The sequence below is a fragment of the Alcanivorax sp. genome (assembly GCF_002726155.1).
GTDB lineage: Bacteria > Pseudomonadota > Gammaproteobacteria > Pseudomonadales > Alcanivoracaceae > Alcanivorax.
Genome location: NZ_PBSH01000024.1, coordinates 24,435 through 38,553, shown reverse-complemented (window position 1 = coordinate 38,553; position 14,119 = coordinate 24,435). Strand labels below are relative to the sequence as shown.

Annotated in this window: 16 protein-coding genes; 6 read left to right on the top strand and 10 right to left on the bottom strand. The window is 57.6% G+C overall.

Annotation, left to right across the window (positions count from 1 at the left end; translation table 11 throughout):
• Positions 1-160: 160 nt before the first annotated feature.
• From ppa to CL546_RS07255, 3 genes are all read right to left on the bottom strand, one after another.
• Entirely contained in the window at positions 161-694 is a 534-nt protein-coding gene (gene ppa, locus CL546_RS07265) for an inorganic diphosphatase (RefSeq protein ID WP_007149355.1), read from the bottom strand.
• A gap of 151 nt (positions 695-845) precedes the next feature.
• Positions 846-1,214, bottom strand: coding sequence for a rhodanese-like domain-containing protein (locus CL546_RS07260; RefSeq protein WP_039926330.1), 369 nt, complete (start codon positions 1,212-1,214; stop codon positions 846-848).
• Positions 1,211-1,393, bottom strand: a complete 183-nt coding sequence (locus CL546_RS07255) for a hypothetical protein (protein ID WP_273633915.1) — start codon at positions 1,391-1,393, stop codon at positions 1,211-1,213. The genes CL546_RS07260 and CL546_RS07255 overlap by 4 nt, the downstream gene beginning before the upstream one ends.
• Positions 1,394-1,563: 170 nt before the next feature.
• Between CL546_RS07255 and upp the strand changes: the two genes are divergently transcribed.
• Together upp and CL546_RS07245 are read left to right on the top strand one after the other, a co-directional pair.
• Positions 1,564-2,190, top strand: a complete 627-nt coding sequence (gene upp, locus CL546_RS07250) for a uracil phosphoribosyltransferase (RefSeq protein WP_290493907.1) — start codon at positions 1,564-1,566, stop codon at positions 2,188-2,190.
• Between the two features lie 54 nt (positions 2,191-2,244).
• Complete coding sequence (locus CL546_RS07245) at positions 2,245-3,561, top strand: uracil-xanthine permease family protein (protein ID WP_290493906.1); 1,317 nt, start codon at positions 2,245-2,247, stop codon at positions 3,559-3,561.
• On the opposite strand, the gene CL546_RS07240 is transcribed toward CL546_RS07245, so the two are convergent.
• From CL546_RS07240 to CL546_RS07225, 4 genes are read right to left on the bottom strand one after another with little or no spacing between them, the layout of a single operon-like run.
• Positions 3,558-3,980, bottom strand: coding sequence for a VOC family protein (locus CL546_RS07240; RefSeq protein ID WP_290493905.1), 423 nt, complete (start codon positions 3,978-3,980; stop codon positions 3,558-3,560). The genes CL546_RS07245 and CL546_RS07240 overlap by 4 nt on opposite strands.
• On the bottom strand, positions 3,973-4,521 hold the full coding sequence (locus CL546_RS07235; protein WP_290493904.1) for an SRPBCC family protein: 549 nt from the start codon (positions 4,519-4,521) through the stop codon (positions 3,973-3,975). The genes CL546_RS07240 and CL546_RS07235 overlap by 8 nt, the downstream gene beginning before the upstream one ends.
• Positions 4,522-4,534: 13 nt before the next feature.
• Positions 4,535-4,864: an ArsR/SmtB family transcription factor gene (locus CL546_RS07230; protein WP_290493903.1), complete on the bottom strand. Its 330-nt coding sequence runs from the start codon at positions 4,862-4,864 to the stop codon at positions 4,535-4,537.
• Between the two features lie 60 nt (positions 4,865-4,924).
• Entirely contained in the window at positions 4,925-5,530 is a 606-nt protein-coding gene (locus CL546_RS07225; protein WP_290493902.1) for a DUF2459 domain-containing protein, read from the bottom strand.
• Between the two features lie 166 nt (positions 5,531-5,696).
• Between CL546_RS07225 and CL546_RS07220 the strand changes: the two genes are divergently transcribed.
• The 3 genes from CL546_RS07220 to CL546_RS07210 all read left to right on the top strand — a co-directional run bounded on the left by CL546_RS07220 (position 5,697) and on the right by CL546_RS07210 (position 7,563).
• Positions 5,697-6,119 carry a DUF1090 domain-containing protein gene (locus CL546_RS07220; protein ID WP_290493901.1) on the top strand — a complete coding sequence of 141 codons (423 nt, stop codon included), beginning with the start codon at positions 5,697-5,699 and terminating at the stop codon, positions 6,117-6,119.
• Between the two features lie 136 nt (positions 6,120-6,255).
• The gene (locus CL546_RS07215; RefSeq protein ID WP_290493900.1) at positions 6,256-7,026 is read left to right on the top strand and encodes a hypothetical protein; all 771 of its coding nucleotides are present in this window, start codon (positions 6,256-6,258) and stop codon (positions 7,024-7,026) included.
• A 120-nt stretch (positions 7,027-7,146) separates the two neighbouring features.
• Positions 7,147-7,563 carry a VOC family protein gene (locus tag CL546_RS07210; RefSeq protein WP_290493899.1) on the top strand — a complete coding sequence of 139 codons (417 nt, stop codon included), beginning with the start codon at positions 7,147-7,149 and terminating at the stop codon, positions 7,561-7,563.
• Between the two features lie 247 nt (positions 7,564-7,810).
• Here CL546_RS07210 and CL546_RS07205 read toward each other — a convergent pair whose 3' ends face one another.
• Positions 7,811-9,073: a 6-phosphofructokinase gene (locus tag CL546_RS07205; RefSeq protein WP_007151519.1), complete on the bottom strand. Its 1,263-nt coding sequence runs from the start codon at positions 9,071-9,073 to the stop codon at positions 7,811-7,813.
• 252 nt (positions 9,074-9,325) lie between these two features.
• Here CL546_RS07205 and CL546_RS07200 point away from each other — a divergent pair, with 252 nt between their 5' ends.
• Positions 9,326-9,850, top strand: a complete 525-nt coding sequence (locus tag CL546_RS07200) for a hypothetical protein (protein ID WP_290493898.1) — start codon at positions 9,326-9,328, stop codon at positions 9,848-9,850.
• Here the strand turns inward: CL546_RS07200 and CL546_RS07195 are convergent.
• Together CL546_RS07195 and CL546_RS07190 are read right to left on the bottom strand one after the other, a co-directional pair.
• Positions 9,844-10,749 carry a response regulator transcription factor gene (locus CL546_RS07195; RefSeq protein WP_290493897.1) on the bottom strand — a complete coding sequence of 302 codons (906 nt, stop codon included), beginning with the start codon at positions 10,747-10,749 and terminating at the stop codon, positions 9,844-9,846. The genes CL546_RS07200 and CL546_RS07195 overlap by 7 nt on opposite strands.
• Positions 10,746-14,102 (bottom strand): hybrid sensor histidine kinase/response regulator, encoded by a 3,357-nt coding sequence (locus CL546_RS07190; RefSeq protein ID WP_290493896.1) that lies wholly within the window; start codon positions 14,100-14,102, stop codon positions 10,746-10,748. The genes CL546_RS07195 and CL546_RS07190 overlap by 4 nt, the downstream gene beginning before the upstream one ends.
• Between the last annotated feature and the right edge of the window lie 17 nt (positions 14,103-14,119).

The window sequence follows — 14,119 nt, the reverse complement described above, 5'->3', positions numbered from 1 at the left end:
TCGAAACTCGAAACTCGAAACTCGAAACTCGAAACTCGAAACTCGAAACTCGAAACTCGCAGGTCTTGCCCCCCGTGCTTCTCAAAACAAAAAGGCCGCGCCCGGGTAACCGGGCGCGGCCTTTTTGTCGCTGGCGTTGTTCTGCCAGTCTCGTGTCGGCTTACTTGGCGTTCTCGTAAGCTTCGACAGATTTGATGATCTCGGCTTTGGCCGCTTCGGCGCCATCCCAGCCATCAACTTTCACCCACTTGCCAGCTTCCAGCTCTTTGTAGTGCTCGAAGAAGTGCTTGATCTGGGCGAGCAGCAGCTCGGGCAGATCGTTGATGTCTTTCACGTTGTCGTAGATCTTGGTCAGCTTGGTGTGCGGTACCGCAACCAGCTTGGCATCTTTACCGGCTTCGTCGGTCATGTTCAGGATACCGACCGGGCGACAGCGAATCACGGAGCCTGGCACCACCGGGTAGGGGGTGACAACCAGCACGTCCAGCGGGTCGCCGTCTTCGGACAAAGTGTTGGGGATGTAGCCGTAGTTGGCCGGATAGAACATGGGGGTTGCCATGAAGCGGTCTACGAATACGGCGTTGCTGTCTTTGTCGATCTCGTACTTGATCGGGTCAGCGTTGGCCGGGATTTCGATGGCCACGTAGATGTCTTCGGGGAGGTCTTTCCCGGCGGGAACCTTAGCAAAATCCATGGTCTGTCCTTCTCAACAGGGTTGGTGGTGGGCGCGGATTATAGCAATGGCAGCGGGCTGCGGCTAATCGCCGAAGGTCGAACCTGCCTATGGAATAGGAATATCCTTATTCCACAGGCGGTCAGGGGGAGGATGGTGGGCAAACCGGTGCTTATTGGGCTGACTTCCAGCCCGGGTAATCCCCTTGCAGTAGCTTCACGTTCTTGAAGCCGGCATTTTCCAGCACGGTGGCAGCAGCGCTGGCGCGGCGCCCAGATTGGCAATACAGCACAATATCTTCCTTGCGATACTGCTCCATCATGTCCAGGTGGTGCTCCATCTGCTTGGCGGGGACCATGATGGCGCCCGGAATATGCCCAGCCAGATATTCGTCTTCATCGCGCACATCGATAATGATGGGGGCTTTGCCGTCCTGCATTTGCTGCTTCAGTTCGCTCACAGAGAGGCTGTCAGCGGCCCAAAGTGGAGCAGAGAGTGCGTTCAGTACGGCGAAAATTGAGATAATCAAATAACGTTTCATGGTGGTGACTCCTGTCGATTTTCCCATTCCTGTAGTTCCTCCCACAGTTTTTCGGCGTCGCGTACCATGCTGGCGATGGAGGGCTTGGCTGCGGGATTAGAAAAACTGGCTGCGAGAGCGCGGCTAGCACACTCATAAACAAACGCTTTTTGGCTCATTTCGGCAAGGGTTTTGTTCACGATTTCTCCCTGTTTTTCTTTTCTTTGACGTTAGCACTGCCTGGTTAGTGGGGATAGGCCCGCTGCGAGACAGCGTGTGCACCGGTGACATTTTCGCTGTAGCCGTCACAATATCGCCATTGCCGGAGTGATCCGTGTCCCGTTCAGCTTGTATCAAGGAGCCTGCCACTATGAGTGTCCACGAAATTCGCCATCCGCTGGTTAAACACAAGCTTGGCCTGCTGCGTCAGAAAAGTCTGAGTACGCGCAGTTTCCGCCAGCTCACCGCGGAAGTGGGCAGCCTGCTGACCTATGAAGCCACCAGCGACCTGGTGCTGGAGGATTATCAGGTCGATACCTGGATGGGCAAGGCGCCGGCCCAGCGCATCAGAGGCAAGAAAATCACCGTGGTGCCGATTCTGCGGGCCGGACTGGGGATGCTGGATGGCGTGCTGGAACTGATCCCCAGTGCCAAGGTGAGTGTGGTGGGTGTGTACCGGGATGAGGCAACCCTGGAGCCGGTGGCTTATTTCGAGAAGCTGGCCCACGATATCGACGAGCGTACGGCGCTGGTGATCGACCCGATGCTGGCGACTGGCGGCTCCATGCTGGCTTGTATCGATATGCTGAAAAAAGCCGGTTGTACCCAGATTCGTGCCCTGGTGCTGGTGGCGGCACCGGAGGGTATTCGCAAGGTGCAGGAGGCGCACCCGGATGTCTCACTCTATACCGCATCGGTGGATCAGGGGTTGAACGAGAACGGTTACATCATGCCGGGCCTGGGGGATGCCGGAGACAAGATCTTCGGGACCAAATAACCGGGCATTGCCCGGTGATCCAAACCACAGGCAATCACAAATCAGGAGCTGTACATGAGCCAGGCCGGCGGATTCTGGAACTGGAAGATCATTCTCATCGGCGCGCAGATGCTGTTTGTGGCGTTCGGGGCCATGGTATTAATGCCTTTGCTCACCGGACTGGACCCCAGTGTGGCACTGTTTACAGCGGGGCTGGGCACGTTGTTGTTCCAGTGGATTACTCGCCGCTCGATTCCTGTTTTCCTGGCGTCCTCGTTTGTCTTTGTGGCACCGATTTCCCATGGGGTGCAGCAGTGGGGCGTGCCGGCCACCATGGGCGCCTTGTTCTGTACCGCTGTGGTCTATGTGATTCTGGGGGCATTGGTGAAGTGGCGGGGGCCGGGTTTTCTGCATCGGCTGATGCCGCCGGTGGTCACCGGCCCCATTATCATGGTGATCGGGCTTAGCCTGGCGCCCACGGCGGTGAACTTCGCCATGGGCATGTCCGGCAATGGCGAGATGCAGATGTTCCCTTACGGGGATGCCCTGCTGGTTTCCATGGTGTCGCTGCTGACCACCATGCTGGTGGCCACGCTGGGGCATGGCCTGTTTCGGTTGCTGCCAATCCTGTGTGGTGTGGTGGCGGGGTATCTCACCGCGCTGGCCATGGGGATGGTGGATTTTTCCGGGGTGAATCAGGCGGGCTGGTTATCAGTCCCGACCTTTATTGCGCCCACGTTTTATTGGCCCGCCATTTTGTTCATGGTGCCGGTGGCGTTGGCGCCTGCCATTGAGCATGTGGGTGATGTGCTGGCCATCAGCAATGTCACGGGCAAGGACTACATTCGCAAACCCGGCCTGCATCGCACGCTTACTGGCGATGGCGTGGCGAGCATGGTGGCGGCCCTGTTTGGCGGCCCGCCCAATACCACCTATTCGGAAGTTACCGGCGCGGTGATGCTCACCCGGGTGTTCAATCCGGTGGTGATGACCTGGACGGCTATTTTCGCCATTTTGCTGGCGTTCATCGGCAAGTTCGGGCTGCTGCTGCAGAGTATCCCTACCCCGGTCATGGGCGGCATTCTGATCCTCATGTTCGGGTCGATTGCCAGTGTGGGCATGAATACCCTGATCAAGGCGCAGGTGGACCTGCACGCCCAGCGCAACCTGGTGATTGTGGCGGTTACCCTGATTTTTGGCATCGGCGGCATGGTCATGGGCAACGGCGACTTTACCTTGCAGGGCATCAGCCTGTGCGGGCTGGTGGCGGTGTTCCTGAATCAGGTCTTGCCACACGCACCGCCCGTCACGGATGACCTGCATGAAGAGCAGGAATACGTGGAGGATTTGCTGGAGCACGCCCGTAAAAACGGGCGTGATGACCGCTCCTAGCCATTTGCCTTCGCGTCACCGGGTGCGGTGACAGATAGCTGCCATGACACCCCGAAGCGGTCCTGCACCCAGCCGAACCAGGGGTTGAAATCATAGCTGTCCAGGGGCATCAGCACGGTGCCGCCGTCCGCCAGTTTTTCAAAGGTGTCGGTGACTGCCTGTTCGTGCTTCAGGGCAAGGCACAGCGAGGTCGATGGGGTGAAATCAAAGTCGTGGGGCACCGGGCTGTCAAAACAATGTACCCGCACGTTGCCGACACGAAACCAGGCGGCTTTCACCTGGCCGGTTTCCCCCATCTCGTCCGGGCCGTAGACGGTTCGGTTCAATAGCTCGAACGCAGGGATCGCACTGTCGTAGAGATCGAGGGCTGCGTTGGCCCGGCCCTGGAACATCAGTTGCACGGTTAGCGTGTCAGTCATGCGGGGCCTCGCTTTTCTGCAAAACGCGCTGATAGTGCGTTTCCCATTGTGTGTGTGTTGGCCAGAAGGGCGAGCGGGATTGGCCGTTCAGATCTTCAACCAGAATGCCCAGATGGGTGTGCCAGCCGCTGGCGACACTGATGCGGGTATTTTCGTCAGCAGGCAAGCGACGGTGGGTAAGTCGTAGATAAACCTGATCGCCCTGCGCGCTCAGGGAAAAGGTGACTTCGCCTTCATTATCACCCCAGGTATGGGCCAGCACGTGGGGTGGCTCAAAGCGGGTAATGATGCCAGTCAGCGTGGCTCCACCTTCAATGGATTTGTACTTGTCCGGGGCCGGCTGGATATCCTCTGACAAATCCTGATGACGGAAATGAATCACCACTGCGCCACCCACAAACTCGCCCAGGGTGCCGCCACCCAGCCAGCGAGCGCGTTTGTCCGGGTCGGTCAGATAGGCCCATACCCGCTCAATGGGGCCGGGCAGGGTGCGTTCTATCGTCAGGGTCGTAGCGTCGTCGAATCGTACATCGGTTTCCATCACAAACCTCCTGTCAGTCTCCGTCCTTGAGCGCCTGTTCCAGCGCGCCCAGTTTGTCGTTCCAGAACACCCGGTAGCGTTGTAGCCAGGCGTCTGCCTCCGCCATGGGGGCGGCGTTCAGTCGGCAATGGTGCCTTCGGCCCTGCACCTCCCGGATAAGCAGCCCGGCCTTCTCCAGCACTTTGACGTGCTTGGAGGCGCCGGCGAACGACATGGCGAAAGGCTCTGCCAGCTCGCCCACGTTGCAAGGGCCCTGTTCCAGCTGTTGCAGCATGGCCCGCCGGGTGGGGTCGGCAAGAGCAGCAAAGACAGCATCCAAATGTTGATCGTTTTGTTTAACCATAAGGTTTAATTTATAGAGGCAAAAATAAATATTCAACCATTTTGTTTAATAATATTCGGGTTACCGACAGGCGGTGCGTCCGGTGAGTTGCTGCATGACGCCGTCGGCGGTCAGCGTCAGGTAGTCCATGGGAATATCAAGAGCGGTGAGTTGCCGGGCGGTCCAGCTGTTACAGGTATTGCCGAGCCAGAAGGTGCCGTGCGCGGGAAAGAAGCGGCTGTCGCCATACAGCCCGGGATCGGCGCCGACGGGGGTGCCGCTATCGTCCAGCACAAAGTCGTTGGCGATTGCCCGTTGCATCGCCGCCAGTTGCGTGCTGTTGATGCACAACGGTTGGATATCCCCGTGGGGGAGCGTTTCGGGGTGCCGGTCCAGTGCGACCACATGCAGTACGCTGTTCGTTGGCCACAGCATGGCGCGAACCAGTCGCCAGGTGTTGTTGTCCTGGCGGTAGAAAGCATCATCACCCCAACCCATTTCATAGTAGGCGGGTTTCGAAAAATAGGCAGGGAGAAACTGCAGTGCAGGGTCGAGCTGCTCCGCAGGGAAGGCAATACCGGTGTGCCAGCGATGGCGTACTACCAGGACGGTCACCTTGCTGTCATCGGCCGGGCTCCCGCCCGGTAACGACAAGAGCGCCGCAAGTATCACTACAGCAACACGCATCATGGCCCCAGTGTAGCCGGTGATCTGATGGCGATCATGTGCAAGCGGGGCGCGATCTTGTAACGTCAATAAACCCGGCAAAGCCGGGTTCGGCACGGTCGATACCTGCCCCCGGCAAGACCGGATTGGAATCAACCGATACCCACGGGTTATTCAAGGAGAGAAGATGATGGACAGATCGAAAGCCGGATTTGCATTCACGGTATCCGCGTTAACGGCGTTAGTGGTTGGCTCGCTTTCAGCACCTGTGGCGGCGTCTTCCCGTTGCGATGGCTTGGCTGGCTGTGAGCGGAAGTTCTGTGAGATTGAAACGCAGATAGATAACGCCGAGAAGCAGGCCAATGCAGATAAGGTCGCCGGGTTGAAAAAAGCCCTTTCTGAGGCCCGGGATCATTGCACGGATGACTCCCTGCGCCAGGAATTAAAAGACGATATTAAAGAAGCGCGAAGTGATCTTCTGGACTATCAGGAAGATCTGGATGAGGCCCGGGCTGATGGTGACGAGGAAAAAGTCGCCAAGTACCAGAAAAAAATAGCGGATGAGATAACAGAGCTGGAGGCCTTGCAGAAGGCCTTGTCCGAATTTTAAGTGATTGCGTGCCAAGGCCCCGCTATTTGTGAAGGCGGGGCTTTTCTGGTTAATTGGCTTATGAAAAACGTGGCATTGGTGGGCAGGCTTGCGTCTCGCCGCCACGGGAAGGGAAGCCAATAAAACTGGAGGGATCATGTTGAAACGCATTATGGCGGTGGTATTCGCCTTGGGAATGTCTGCCACGGCCAGTGGCAACACTTGCCACTATGATTTTACTATTGAACGGGGAGACGCCTACTCACTTGACGACATTGTGGCTTTTGTCACCGAGGAGATTCGGCCGAAGCTGGGCAATGACAATACCATCCTGGATATCCATATTACCGAGCGCTGCCCGGGCAAGAAGCCAGTGGTAAACACGCTCGGCATGAACACCAAGAATCTCTACCTGCTTACCATCAACAAACTGCCGTTGCCGGACCATATCGTTCGCTATAACAACCGGCTGCCACTGACGCTCAACAAGGCCAATTTCGAGCACGCCCTCAGTTTGATCGCTGACCAGGATTTCCTGAAGTTTTACGCCGAGGGGGTAACCCGGAGTTACCGGGACGTGGAGGAGGAAATTCAGCAGCAGAAGATTCTTAAAATGCTGGCTTTCGTGTTCGCGGAGGCCCCGCGTTTTGAAAGTGCTGAAGTGGCTTTGAAGAAGACCATGGCGGGTCATTGTTCCATCAGCTGGCATGATTTCGATTTCGCGTTACACAACTGGAGCAATATGTCCCGATTTGCGATTGATACGGAAACGGTGGGCAAGAAGCAGTATCGCGGAGGGGGTGAGGATCAATTGCTTGCGCCTGTGACGCTGAAGCAGGAGGCCGCTTTTTTGAAAGCCATTGAGGCGGGGGAAGACTACCGGTTTAGCCATAACGCGGTGTTCGGGCAGTATGACTATGAGTGTTGATGGCAGATAGCCGAACACGAAGAAATAGTCATCAGGCTGTCGAAATCGTAATGCGCTAATCGATTAGATCATGACGGCACATTGTGCCAGGCCCTAATGACTAATCAAGGAGACAGCACCATGACTCGAATGATCTTTGTGAACCTGCCCGTGGCGGATTTAGCGGTAGCCATGAATTTTTACTCTGCTCTGGGGTTTGAGAACAATCCGCAGTTCACGGACGAGACGGCCGCCTGCATGGTGTGGAGCGAAACGATCCATGTGATGCTGCTGACCCACGACAAGTGGCGGACCTTTACGGACCGGCCGATTCCGCCTTCCTCTTCCAGTGAAGTGATGCTGGCGCTTTCCTTTGACAGCCGCGATGCGGTGGATGCCGTGAATACGGCCGCGGCAGAAAACGGCGGCACCGCCGACATCAACCCGGTTCAGGATCTGGGGTTTATGTATAACCGCAACCTGGCGGACCCGGACGGGCATGTGTGGGAAATGATGTGGATGGACATGGCGGCGATGGGGGATGCACAGGCGTCGTAGGAGTGCCGCTGGCGGCGGGATAACCCAGCCTAAGAAACGAGTGACGAGTTTCGAGTTGCGAAGACCTAGGGATGTTCAAGGTTTTGCCTTTCGAAACTCGCTTCTCGTAACTCGCAACTGTTTTGATTGAGCTGTCTACCCGAGGGGCACAGAGAGCGATGCTCCTTCGGAGGACGGTTTTCCGCACAAACAAAAACGCCCCGCGATGCGGGGCGTTTTTCGTTTCGGGGTGTGGCTTAGGTGTGGCTTACACCTCGAAGGCGTCGTTCAGTTTCTTGGCCACCGGGGCCAGTTTCAGCTTGGCGAACTGCGGCAGGCCGTTTTTGAAAGGCGGGTAGGACTCGCCACCAATCAGCGGCTCCAGGTAGGCGCGGCCGGCGGGGGTGATGCCAAAGCCATCCTTGCTGATGTACTTGCGCGGCATTTTCTTTTCCACGTTGGCGACTTTCTTGAGCGGGGCTTCGCCGATGGTCCAGCTGTACTTTTTGGTGTCCTTGCGAACTACGGTGGGCATAACCGCATTCTTGCCGGCCACGGCGAATTCCACCGCGGCACGGCCCACGGCGTAAGCCTGCTCCACGTCGGTGGCGGAAGCAATGTGACGTGCTGCCCGTTGCAGGTAGTCGCTCACCGCCCAGTGGTATTTGTAGCCCAGTTCGTCTTTCACCATCTGCGCAATGACCGGGGCCACGCCGCCCAGCTGTTTGTGCCCAAAGGCGTCGGTGTTGCCGGCATCGGCCAGGAAAGTGCCGTCTTCGTAACGTGCGCCTTCGGAGACAACGATGACACAGTAACCGGCTTTCTTGACGGTGGCGTCCACCTTCTTCATGAAGGCGGCCTTGTCGAAGGCAATCTCCGGGAACAGGATCAGGTGCGGCGCATCATCGGCGTCTTCCTTGGCAAGACCGGCGGAGGCGGCAATCCAGCCTGCGTGGCGGCCCATGACTTCCATCACGAACACTTTGGTGGAGGTGGCGCACATGCTGGCCACGTCCAGGGCGGCCTCGCGGCAGCTCACGGCGGTGTACTTGGCCACAGAACCGAAACCCGGGCTCACGTCGGTGAAGGGCAAGTCGTTATCCACGGTTTTGGGCACGTGGATGGCCTGGATCGGGTAGCCCATTTTTTCGGACAGTTGGGACACCTTCAGGCAGGTATCGGCGGAGTCGCCGCCGCCGTTGTAGAAGAAGTAGCCGATGTTGTGGGCCTTGAACACCTCGATCAGGCGCTCGTATTCGCGCTGGGAGGTCTTCAGGTCTTTCAGTTTGTAGCGGCAGGAGCCGAAGGCGCCGCCCGGGGTGTGCTTGAGCGCTTCAATGGCGCTTTTGCTTTCTTTGCTGGTATCGATCAGCTCTTCGGTGAGGGCGCCGATGATGCCGTTTCGGCCGGCGTAGACCTTGCCGATGACATCCTTGTTTTCCCGGGCGGCTTCGATAACGCCGGCGGCGGAAGCATTGATGACAGCGGTGACACCGCCGGACTGAGCGTAGAAAGCATTTTTACGCGCCATGTGAGACCCCTTGATTCAATTTGCGTGCATTCTAGCGAAGCAGGCCATGAAACACACCCGGTGTTGTCGGACGAAAAAGACAAGCCAGGCGCTTCCAGCTGCGAGACGCGGGATGTGGGGCGCCAGCCTGGTGCGCTGTGCCCTAGGGAGGAAGGGAGTCACGGCAGTGGTTTTATGTTTTCTAGTAGCTGGAAGCTGGCAGCTAGTAGCTGTTTCTCCCCGGCTCTGAAAGAATAGCGGCCCGGAGGATCCATGACTGTATTGATGACCCTGTTTTGGCGGTTGGCCATATTTCGTGCCAGCCCGGAGAATGCCCCGTATTCCCCATCGTTGCTGGCGTTGGTGCTGGCCGGCTGGTTTGTGTTGCAGCTACTGGTGGGCAGCCTGCAGACCGCATTGCCCATTGGAGTGTTGGTAAGCAGCCAGTTGCTGTCGTTGACGGTAGTGCTGGCGGGCACTGGTCTGTTGCTATCGTTCAAGGGTTTGCAGGGGCGCTGGTTGCAGACCGCCCTGTCGCTGGTAGGGGTCGATGTGATTCTGACCCTCATGAGCCTGCCGTTGCTGGCGCTGAATGCCAGCATGGAGCAGTCGCTGAGTGCTATCGAGCTGCTGTATCTGGTGCAGGTGAGCTGGCAGTTGGCGGCGCAGAGCTTTATTTACCACCGTTCTCTGAACGTGGGCCCGTTCCTTGGGCTTGGGGTGGCCATGACGTTGTTGGTGGCCAGTTATGCGGGGGTGGTATTGCTGCTCCCTGAGGTGGTGACCGGCGCTCAGTGAATCTGGGTAAGGTACTGAATGACCATGGCGGCTGCGGCGGTTCGGTTCTCCACACCCAGCTTGCGGAAGATCTGTTCAAGGTGTTTGTTCACGGTGCGGGGGCTCAATTCAAGAATCTGTGCAATCTCCCGGTTGGTTTTACCGTGGGCAATCCACACCAGCACCTGTGCTTCGCGGTGCGTTACATGTAATGCATTCTTCAGTAGCTCCAGCTCCGCATCGCTGTCGTGATGTAACAGCCGGAACAGATGCTCTGCGTTTTCTTCCCCGCTTGCCGAATGGCCCAAATAACGTAATCCCAGGTTGCCGGGGAGCTGGTTGAGTTGTTGGCCCCGTTCGGGCTGATGCTTCAGCCAGCGCTCTATGGGCTCGGCCAGGGCGCTGCGGTCCACATTGGCTTTTTCCAGTAGCAGGTCTGTCTGGGGGGTGGCCCAGCGCCATTGTCCGGTCGGGTCGGTGGAGAAACTGGTCTGGCCGAGCCGGTCGAGGGTGGTGTGGGCGCTTTGCGTCATACGGGCATTGTTCAGATGTACGCGAATCCGGGCGATTAGTTCGTTTGGCCGCACCGGTTTGGTGATGTAGTCCACGCCTCCGGCTTCCAGCCCCCGCACTACATCTTCACTTTCAGTCAGCCCGGTCATGAAAATTACCGGGACGGAGGCCAGTGCGGGATGCTTTTTCAGGCGCCGACAGGTTTCGAAGCCGTCCAGGTTGGGCATGATCGCATCCATCAAGATCAAATCCGGTGTCATTTTTTCAGCAATGCTCAGCGCCTGCTGCCCTTCAAGCGCAATCAGTGCGGTTAGCCCTGCCTGATCCAGTGCCTGGTGGATCATGCCGAGGGAGTCGGGGGAGTCGTCCACGACCAATATCAGGTCTTTACGTTGCGAGGCTGTCATGGGGTGGTCTCCAGTAATCGGATTACGGACTGAAAATCGAATACCTTGAGCAGAGCCTGCATGTCTTCAGCCAGGCCCGCGTCCAGATGAGCATTGTCACGTGCTTGCACGATGCGCTCGCGCAGGCCAGTGAGGTGGCCGATTTCAGCCAGGGCGAGAAGTTCATCGCGCAATGGGGCTTGCAGTGTGTGCACGGGGCTGGTCTGTTGCACCACGGCGATGCGCTTTTGCAACGTGTTCTGGCGATGGACCCAGGTGAGTGACAGGTGGCGGGCGAGACTATCGAGCAGACTATTGAGCTTCAGGGGTTTGGTCAGGTAATCGTTGTGCAGGCCGTCGGCAATGGCCGGGTTGTTTTCGCGGGCATTGGCCGACAGCATGACCACCGGACCACGATAGCCCTGGCGGCGAATATGCTGGGCGGTTTCCCAACCGGTGAGGCCAGGCATGGCAATGTCCAGTAGTATCAGGTCGGGGTTGATGTGGCGGGCCAACTGCATGCCGGCTTCCCCGTCAGGGGCTTCATTGATGATGAATCCCAATGGGGTGAGCAGGTCACTGATCAGGCCACGGTGTGAAGGATCATCATCAATGATCAGCAGGGTCTTGCGCTCACCGTCATAACCGGCCACTGGCTGGCGTTCCTGGCGCGTGGGGGCTGGGCCGCTGAGCCTGGAGAGCATGACCGACAAGCGGAATTCGCTGCCTTGTCCTGGCACACTGTCCACCTGAATATCACCCCCCATGATGTCTGCCAGCAACTGGGTAATGGTGAGTCCCAAGCCGGTGCCATGGACGCTGGGGGTACCGGGTTTTCGCACTCGCTCGAATGGCCGGAAAATTCGCTTCAGGTCTTCTTCGTCAATGCCGACGCCGGTATCAGCGATTACAAACTCTGCTACCTGGTTGCGATAGCGGAAGGTCAGTGTGACCTGTCCGTCGCGGGTAAACTTGATGGCGTTGGAAAGCAGATTGATCAGAATCTGGCGTAGCCGTTTTTCATCGGTGGTCACCCAGGCTGGCATCGGGCTTTTGCTGCGGAATTCAAAGCCGATGCCCTTTTCTGCCGCCTGCAACTGAAACATGGTGACCAGCTCGTCGATCAGTTCCGGTACACATACCTGATTTCGATACAGCTCCAGCCGACCCGCTTCGATCTTGGATATTTCCAGCAAACCTTCAATTAAATCGGAGAGATGTTCGGTGCTGCGCCGTATGGCACTAATAGCGTCGCGCCGGTTTTCCGGGATGCTTGGGTCTTGCTCCAACAGTTGGGCATACCCGAAGGCGGCGTTCAGGGGGGAGCGCAGTTCGTGGCTGAGCCCGGTAAGGTAGCGGCTTTTTGCCTGATTCGCGGCCTCCGCCAGTTCCTTGGCTGCCTGTAATGCTAGGTCGGTTTTTTCGTGGGCCTTGATCTCTTCCATCAGCATGCGGGTTTGCCGCCGGCTTTCTTCCTGGGCGACCACCCGGCTTTCATGGGCGAGCACAAATAACCAGGCCACCACGCCACTGATAATAATCAGAATGGCGAAGACCTTGGTCAGCGTGTCTGCCATGAGCTCTTTGATGAGTGGATCTGTGATAGGGATCTGATAATAAATGAGCGCCAGCAGCCCGCTCATGATCAGAGTCACGATAACCAGTAGGCCGAGAAAATGCCCCATGCGTGAGCGCAACAGATTAATCAGTGACGCGGGCAGAAGGCCGCCCATCCAGTCAATCAGTTGTTCGGAGAATCGGGCGTGATGTTTACAGCTGTCGTTGCAGCGCGCATCCAGTGAGCAGCACAGCGAACAGATAGGGCCGTTGTAGGCAGGGCAAAAGGCCATGTCTTCCCGGTCAAAATGATGTTCGCAGATACAGCAGGCGAGCCCCTCCAGTTCCCGGCTGGGACTGGGAGGGCGAGCGATGTAGTAGCGACTGCGGGTGAGCAGGGCAATCAGTGGTGCGGTGATAAAGGTGCTGAACAGGGCAATGAAGGAAGCCAGAGCCAGGGCAGTTTCGCCCCACAGGCCCGCGCGGGCGCTGAGGCCGATGGCGGTGGCTATGACCATGGAGCCAAACCCAACCGGGTTCAGGTCGTAGAGGTAGGCGCGCTTGAATTCAATATGTTTTGGGCTTAATCCCAGTGGCTTGTTGATCACCAGATCGGCTACCAGAGCGCCCATCCAGGCCACGGCGACTACCGCGTAGCTACCAAGGATGGATTCAAAGGCCCGGTAAATGCCGATTTCCATCAGTACCAACGCGATCACAACGTTGAAGACCAGCCACACCACCCGGCCGGGATGGCTGTGGGTGAGCCGGGAGAAAAAATTGGACCAGGCGATGGAGCCGGCATAGGCGTTGGTGACGTTGATTTTCAACTGCGAGAGGATCACAAAAATGCCTGCCAGCGCCAATAGCATGGTGGGGTTGTGAGTGACATGACTGAATGCCACCAGGTACATGTGCATGGGTTCCTGGGCCTGTTCCAGAGGGAGCCCGGAATAAAAGGCCAATACCGCCAAAAAGGAACCGGCCAGGGTTTTCAGGCCGCCAACCACGACCCAGCCTGGCCCGCCGGCCAGCAAGGCAGTCCACCAACGCAGCCGTTTGCCTTTTTCCGGTTCCGGCATGAAGCGCAGGAAATCCACTTGTTCACCGATTTGCGCTACCAGTGAAAACAGCACGGTGGCACCGGCGCCGAACATGATCAGGTTGAAGCTGCCGCCATCGTTGTTCAGGCCCTCGAAGGCGGCCCAGCGAGGCAGAGTGGATGGGTCCTGCAGAAGAATGAAAACAAACGGCAACAGTTGCAGGAATACCCATACGGGTTGTGTCCACAACTGGAAACGGGTGAGCGTAGTGATGCCATGGATGACCAGAGGGATGGCAACCAGGGAGCTGAGAAGATAGCCAATAGTGGGAGGAATACCGAACAGGATTTCCAGCGCCATGGCCATGATGGCCGCTTCCAACGCGAAGAAAATAAACGTAAACGACGCGTATATCAGTGAGGTGATGGTTGAGCCCAGGTAGCCGAACCCCGCGCCTCGGGTAAGCAGGTCGATATCCACCCCATAGCGTGCGGCGTAATAACTGACCGGTAGCCCGAGCAGAAAGATCACTCCCATCACCGCACAGATAGCCGCCACGGCATTGGTAAAGCCGTAATTTAGCGTAATGGCGCCGCCGATAGCCTCAAGGGCAAGGAACGTGATGGCTCCAATGGCCGTGCCGGCCACCCGCCCGGCAGACCAGCGGCGTGCTCCCTTGCCGGTAAAGCGCAGGGAGAAATCCTCCAGGGTCTGGTTGGCAACCCATTGGTTGTAACTGCGTCGCACACGGAAGATGCGCTGCTCAATAGCCATAACGTTTCCGTTGTCGG